Consider the following 7,687-nt stretch of genomic DNA (forward strand, 5'->3'; position numbering starts at 1 on the left):
ACCTATGCAGAGCCCAGAGGAGCTTAGAAAATTTTTATACCAAAATGGATACGAAATATTAGACGAATATTTAGTTAGAGAAGAACATAGATTGTACGAAATAATAGTATGTAGATATCGAGATTTAGAGGCATCTGAAATAGATCCCATTTACTATGAAGTCGGTCAAAAATTAATAGAAAAAAATGATCCTCTAATTAAAGATTTTATAGAAAATAAAATAAGAATAAATAAAAACATATTAAATAAACTAGAAGGAAAAGAAGGCAGTGCAGTAGAAGAGAGAAAAGCTATTGTAAATAAAAAAATAGAAGATTTAAATAGCTTATTGAATAGATAGGGGGATTTTTATATGAAGCTTTGCAATTTAATAGAGAAGATAGAGAGCAAATACCCTACTAATTTGGCATATTCATGGGACAATGTGGGACTACTAGTAGGAGATTATGAAAATGATATAAAAAAAATACTAGTGACATTAGAGGCAAATGAAGCTGTAGTAGATGAAGCAATAAAAAATAAGGTCGACTTGATAATAACACATCACCCTTTTATATTTTCAAAAATAAGTAGAGTAAATTCAGGTGATTTAAAAGGAAGACTTATTTTAAAATTGATAAAAAACAATATAAGCCTTTATTCTATGCATACTAATTTTGATATAGCAAAGGATGGCTTAAACGACTACTTCATGGAAATTATGGGCTTTAAAAACTGCGAGATTTTAGAAGAAACTCACAGCGAAAAATTATATAAATTAGCCGTATACGTTCCTGTTGGTTACGAGGATAAGATAAGAGACGTTTTAGGAGCAAATAATGCCGGTTATATAGGAAATTACAGTCATTGTACATTCAACACTTCAGGAACAGGTACATTTAAAGCAGAAGAAGGTACAAATCCATTTATAGGTGAAATCGGCCAGATAGAAAAGGTAGATGAAGTAAAAATAGAGACAGTTGTACAAGAGAGTATATTAAATAAAGTAGTACAAGAGGTAATAAAAGCACATCCATATGAAGAGGTGGCTTACGATGTGTTTGAACTTAAAAATCAAGGACAAAAAGAAGGCTTGGGAAGAATAAGTACTTTAGACGAAGAAATGACTTTAAAAGATCTAGCAAACAAAATTAAATATACTTTAAACATGGACAAGATAAGATTAGTTGGAAATTTAGACAGTAAAATAAATAGAGTAGCACTTTGTACAGGTGCTGGATCTGATTTAGTAAAATTATCTAAAGCAAAAGGTGCAGACGTTTTAATAACAGGAGACATGAAATACCATGAAGCACAAGATGCTTTAGATATGGGAATGAATGTGATAGATTGCGGTCATTTTGATACTGAGGATATATTCAAGGATGTTATGAAGAGATTTATAGATAGCTTTGAAGAATTTGAAACTATAAAGAGCGAAATATACTTAAATCCATTTAAGATAATTTAGAAAAATTTAGACAATTAAAAAAATTAAATAAAAAATAAAAAAAATTAGTTGACAAAAATTAATAAAGAGAATATTATATAAATATAAGATAACTTAAATCCTTTGATGAGGGAGAGTAATTAAGTTTAGGTTCAATATAGAGAGTCGAGGACGGTGGAAGCTCGACAAGAAGGAATTTAATGAATGGGCCTCTGAGGAGTAAATTGAAATCATATTTTGAGAGTAGACTTTACCGTGATCGCACGTTACAGCGAAAGAGTATGTTAGTACTTTAATGAGAGGTATATATTTATATATACAACTTAGGTGGCAACGCGGATAATCTCCGTCCTATATACAAATAGGACGGAGTTTTTTATTTTTCAGAAAAAGTTTTATATAAACTTTCAAAATATATTTAAAAATTTATACCGAGTATTAAATAAAGAAGGAGGGAGGTGTAAAAGATGTTATGAACTCCATTTAAAGGATTTGAAAAGAAAGAAAATAAAGAATATTACAAAAACAGAAATAAAAATTTTAGGAGGATTTTAAAAAATGAGAACAAATACAAATACAAAGAGATTAGTTTTAAACGCAATATTATTAGCAATGGGGTTAGTACTACATCAAGTAACACCACCAATATTTACAATTAAACCAGATACAACACTTATAATGTTATTTACACTTATGGTAATAAATAGAGATAGCTATAAAACATGTTTAGTAGCCGGAATAATAGCAGGTATATTCGCAGGTATGACAAGTTCATTCCCAGGTGGTCAAGTGCCAAACTTAATAGACAAATTCATAACTACAAATGTTGTGTTCGTGATTATGATGGCTTCTTATAAATTACCTTTTATAAACAATTTATCAGATAAAGTTAAAGATTTAATAGTAACAGCAATAATGATGGTTTTAGGTACTTTAGTAAGTGGTACAGTATTCTTAACTTCAGCTCAAATATTAGTTGGTCTTCCAGGAAACTTTACAGCATTATTTATAGCAGTAGTTTTACCAGCAGTAGTTATCAATTTAATAGTTGGGGTATTAGTCTACAAGATAATAAATGTAACAGTTCAAAAAGCCGTATTAAATGCTTAAAATTAGATTTGAAATAAATAGAAAACAGATGTCGTAAAATAGAATTTTATGGCATCTGTTTTTTTATTCATTTATTGCTCGTCAAAATATATCAAAAATGTCTAAAAAAAAAGAGGAAAGAAGGAACAAAATTAGAATAAATAAAATATGTATATTTTTTTATTTGAAATATAGTGGTAATAGTTAAGTGTAGTTGTTTAAGTTTTTATGGGGGGAAAATAATGAAATTTTTAAATAAATATAATTACTTTGTCAACTTTATGATTGCATATATAATGATAATATGTATGTTTTTAATAGTTTTGGGAGATATGGATATTTATTATATGTATTTGATACTTGTAATAATAAATAGCTCGGTAGGAATTTTTGGATTCATTATAAGCTCTGTTACATTAAGTACGGGAGAAGAAAAGATTTATAAGGATTTAGCAAAAATTTTTGGAATAGTAGGGATTAATAATTTATTATTTTCAATGTATGTATTTAATAATTTACAATATATAACTCTTAATCAAGAGGTTCAAATTGTATTATTTAATTTTGCAATACAAATGGTGCTTTATATTTCTTTAATACACACTTATGGAAATGATAAAAATATAATTCCATTTAAATATATTTTGCGTATTGTGCTTTTAAGTATTCCAATATTATATATCTCTGTTGCTAGATTAAATATACTGCCAAAGATATTTGTTCAAGGGGAATATATACCTGCTAAAAATATATTATGTGTTGTATATATTTTGGGATATGTTTATTTATTGTGTAATATAAAAAGATTAGAGGGAAAATTTTATAATAGTAAAACAGTTAAAAATATAGAAGTTATATTAATTTGTACAATTGGAAGAATATTACTTATGGTGTTTTTAGGTGGTATAAATTTCTTTAATGGTAATATAAATAGTAGTACAAATATAGAATTTATAAATAGATTTAATTGTTTAAGTATGACAATTTTAAATTTTATTTATGTATATATGGTATATATTATCTGTTTTAGGGATATAATAAAAAGACCTAATCAAAATTTATATTACAATTTATTGAAAGAAAAGGATAAGCTTCAGAAGAATATAGAGAAGCTTAAAGAAGTTAGCTTTAATATGGAGTACTATAAAGTTATCTACGAAGAGCTTTTAAGAAATATGCCAGCTGGAATTTTGATATCTTCAGATGATAAAATTATGTTTGTCAACAAAAAGGTATTAAATTTATTTAGATTAAAATCAGAAAGTTCTATAATTAATAAAAATATTTTGGATATAATAGATGAAAATGTAAAATATAAATACATGCAGGACTTAAAATCCTTAGATTTAGATAAACTGGATCAAAATGTAATTAAAACTAAATTTTCATATAACAATGTGGTATTTGAGGGATCTGAAATAAGATTCTATGAAAATGTTCATGAAAGAATATTTCAAGTATCTATTATAAGTAATATAGAAGACAAAATAAAATTAGAAAATGCAGAAAAACAATTAGAGCTAAGAGATTTAATGGATAAAGCTAAAAATGAAGTTTTATCTAATATTTCACATGAATTTAAAACTCCAGTAAATGTCATATATTCTACTGTTCAGATACAGGATATAAATTTGAAAAAGGGAAATTACGGAAAAATATTAGAGTTTAACGAAATTATAAGACAAAATTGCAATCGCTTGATAAGGCTTATAAATAATTTTATAGATTCTACTAAACTAGAAAACAATCAATTAAAAGTAAATTTAAAATGTGTAAATATTGTCTCTATTATAGAAGATATTACTATGTCTGTTATAAATTTTGCAGAGAGACAAAATATACAATTAATTTTCGATACAGAAGAAGAAGAGCTATACTGCGAAATAGATATAGAATGTATTGAGAGAGTTATGTTAAACTTACTTTCAAATGCAATAAAATACAACAAAAAAAATGGTACTATAGATGTAATTATAAAAAATGACAGTGAACATATTTACGTAGAGGTTATTGATAGTGGAATAGGTATACCTAAGGAGAAAATAGACAGAATTTTTGACAGATTTGAGAGAATGAAAAACAATAATGCGATGATTAAAGAGGGAAGTGGAATAGGTCTTAGCATAGTTAAACAGCTTGTAAAAGCTTTAAATGGAGAAATAGAAATAGAAAGTGAAATAGGTAAAGGAACTACTGTTAGACTTACTTTTAAAAAATCAGGGGAAGTATCGGAAGAAATTTACGATGTATCGCAGGATATAGAAGAAAAGGTAAAATTAGAATTATCTGATATTACTTGATAGTGTTTCTTGATTTTACGTCAAATATTATTTTAGATATTACAAATAATATTATTAATTCAAATATATGAGGTGATTGATAATGTTTTGTTGTCTAAATAATAAAAATAGAAAAAAACAAAAGGCTTCTTATTGCAGAGGTATAGCAGTAGGTGGTATTTTAACAATTGTTTCATTAATGATTTTAAAAATTAGAACATGTACTTGTAAAAAAAATCAGCAGCTATGTGACAAAGAAGAATGTGATTTTAAAGAGAATCAAGACTACGAAAAATCAGAATTAGAGGATAAAATAGAAGAGTTTAATTCTAGAAGATTGACTGTTGAAAATGAATCTAAAAATAAAAATTTATAGTCTGTAAAATAATTTATTTAATTTTACGAATTATTAAAAAAATATAATATATTTAAGAATTTTATGCTATAATTGACTTGGAAGTAAATTATGGCATATTTATTGTGCAGGAAAATATTTTACTTTAAAATAATTTAAGTTAATTACATACCAAGGGGGATCAATATGGAAACTAAAATTTACAATAGCAAAGAAGAAATAGATACTTCTAGACTTAGATCATGGGTAGAAATTGATTTATCAAAATTCAAACATAACGTAGAAGTTATAAAAGAATTATTACACGACGACGTAGAAATGGTCGGAGTTGTTAAAGCTAATGCTTATGGTCATGGAGATGTAGTTGTAGCAAAATATTTTGAAAGTATTGGAATAAAATATTTCGCTGTTGCTTGTATAGAAGAAGCAATAAAACTTAGAGAAGGCGGAGTAAAAGGCGATATAATCATATTAGGTTGGACTCCTGCTTGCCAAAAAGATGACTTAATTAAATACGATTTATGTCAAACATTGGCTAATGAAGAATATGCTGAAGAATTAAGTAAATTACCTGGAACTGTAAGAGGTTATGTAAAAATAAACACAGGTATGAATAGATTAGGTGAACCAAAAGAACATCTAGATTTAATCAAGAAAATATACACTTTAGATAATATAAAAATAGAAGGTATATTCTCTCACTTATGTAGATCTGACAGTAATTTAGAGGCTGATGTAGTATTTACTAAACAACAAATAGCAAACTTTGACTATGTAATAGGTGAATTAAAAGCTGCTGGATTTGAACTTGGTAATGTACATCTTCAAAACAGCTATGGTATAGTAACTTACAGAGATTTACACTATGATCTAGCTAGACCAGGTATCATATTATACGGTGTTCCTTCAGATCCACTAGATGATACATTAGATAAATTACCAAACGGATTAAAATTCGAAGCTCCTCTTTCATGGAAATGTAAAGTAGGTATGGTTAAAGAAGTATATCCAGGCCAATCTGTAGGATATGGTAATAACTTCACTGCTACAGAAACTATAAAAGTTGCTACAGTTACTATAGGTTATGCTGATGGCTTATCAAGACTTGTATCTAAAAAAGATATGAAAGTTTTAGTAAATGGAAAATTCGGTAGACAAATAGGTAACGTTTGTATGGACCAAATGATGATAGATGTAACTGGTATAGATGTAAAATCAGGAGATACTGTTACTTTAATAGGACAAGATGGAGATAACTACTTACCAGTTAACCAAATAAGTTTATCAAGCAACACTATAACTAATGAAACTTTAAGTGTTATAGGTTCAAGAGTTAAGAGAGTATATCACTTATAGGATTTAATTTGAATTAAAATCATAAATTATTGAATATAAAGATACTTAGATACGAGCGATTGTATTTAAGTATCTTTTTAATTTATTTAAAGCGAAAATAATATATGATAAAATAAAATATATAGAGTTAATGGAAGTGTATTGTTAATTTAAAAAAATTGAAATATTTATAGATAAAAATTAAATTTGTGTGTAAGTAGAACTTTTGATTTTGTGGGGGGATTATCATATGGACAGGATTTTAAATACATATAAAGAAAGGCTCATTAATATTAGTTCAAGGAATAGAAGTTTAGTAACTAGAAAATTATATAAAAAAAGAGCACTTGATTTATACAATATTAAAAAATTTAATAAAAATATAGATAGAGAGATTATAAATTTTATAGTAAATAGAAAAAGTAACAATATACAGATATTAGAAGATCCTTCAAAATATTCTCAGCGTAATATAAATATAATAGAAGAAGATATAAATAATGACAGAGAGTTGAAACTTTCAGATATAGAAAAGAAATTTTTAGATGAAGATATAAAAAAAAATAAGCAAGAGTTAATAAAACGTAATCTTGAATTAAAAAAAGAAAAGAAGATTGAAGAAATAAATAAGAAAACAGAGGAACTGATAAGTATATCTAAAGGTATAAATTATCTTTTTAGAGAAATAAATTATGTAGAAAAAGAAACAGGTAGATATGAATTATATATAGGATATAATTTCGTGGAAGGAAAATTTAATGATGGCACTTTTGTTAAAGCACCGTTATTATTATTTCCAGTTAGAATAATTCAAAATAAAGGTAATTGGTATCTTCAAAATATATTAGATCAAGATATACTTTTGAATAAAGTGTTTCTTCTTGCTATATCAAAACATAATTCAATTGAAATAGAAAAAATAGAAACAGAGTATAATAATATAAAAGATTCATTCAAAGATATAGAATGCTTATTGGAATATCTACAAAAATATGGTATTTACATAAAAAGAGAGAATAAAGAATTATCAATGAAATTTGTAGAACGAAAAAAAAATGAGGATTCAATTTTTAAAAATGGGCAATTATTGTTAAATTCTTATATAATTTTGGGACAGTTTCCAGTTGCAAATTCAATTTATGAAGATTATCAATATTTAGAACAGATATATAAAGGTGAAAAGAATTATGGTTTAGAAAA

7 protein-coding genes and 1 other annotated feature are annotated in these 7,687 nt (G+C 26.0%); all 7 genes read left to right on the forward strand.

What is annotated here, in order from left to right:
- Positions 1-340 (forward strand): tRNA (adenine(22)-N(1))-methyltransferase TrmK (locus ACI3VO_RS01245; RefSeq protein WP_439756161.1); only part of this gene is annotated, 340 nt, incomplete at its 5' end.
- A 12-nt stretch (positions 341-352) separates the two neighbouring features.
- Complete coding sequence (locus tag ACI3VO_RS01250; protein WP_439756162.1) at positions 353-1,450, forward strand: Nif3-like dinuclear metal center hexameric protein; 1,098 nt, start codon at positions 353-355, stop codon at positions 1,448-1,450.
- 93 nt (positions 1,451-1,543) lie between these two features.
- Positions 1,544-1,786, forward strand: a binding site (T-box leader).
- A 201-nt stretch (positions 1,787-1,987) separates the two neighbouring features.
- Positions 1,988-2,539 (forward strand): tryptophan transporter, encoded by a 552-nt coding sequence (locus tag ACI3VO_RS01255; protein WP_439756163.1) that lies wholly within the window; start codon positions 1,988-1,990, stop codon positions 2,537-2,539.
- A 221-nt stretch (positions 2,540-2,760) separates the two neighbouring features.
- Positions 2,761-4,818, forward strand: coding sequence for a sensor histidine kinase (locus tag ACI3VO_RS01260; protein WP_439756164.1), 2,058 nt, complete (start codon positions 2,761-2,763; stop codon positions 4,816-4,818).
- An 82-nt stretch (positions 4,819-4,900) separates the two neighbouring features.
- Entirely contained in the window at positions 4,901-5,173 is a 273-nt protein-coding gene (locus ACI3VO_RS01265; RefSeq protein WP_439756165.1) for a hypothetical protein, read from the forward strand.
- A gap of 165 nt (positions 5,174-5,338) precedes the next feature.
- The gene (gene alr / locus ACI3VO_RS01270; RefSeq protein WP_439756166.1) at positions 5,339-6,508 is read left to right on the forward strand and encodes an alanine racemase; all 1,170 of its coding nucleotides are present in this window, start codon (positions 5,339-5,341) and stop codon (positions 6,506-6,508) included.
- A 229-nt stretch (positions 6,509-6,737) separates the two neighbouring features.
- Positions 6,738-7,687, forward strand: a 950-nt coding sequence (locus ACI3VO_RS01275) for a DUF4011 domain-containing protein (protein WP_439756167.1), incomplete at its 3' end; no start/stop codon positions are given.

It is taken from the genome of Intestinibacter sp., from assembly GCF_051866655.1.
Lineage (GTDB): Bacteria > Bacillota > Clostridia > Peptostreptococcales > Peptostreptococcaceae > Intestinibacter.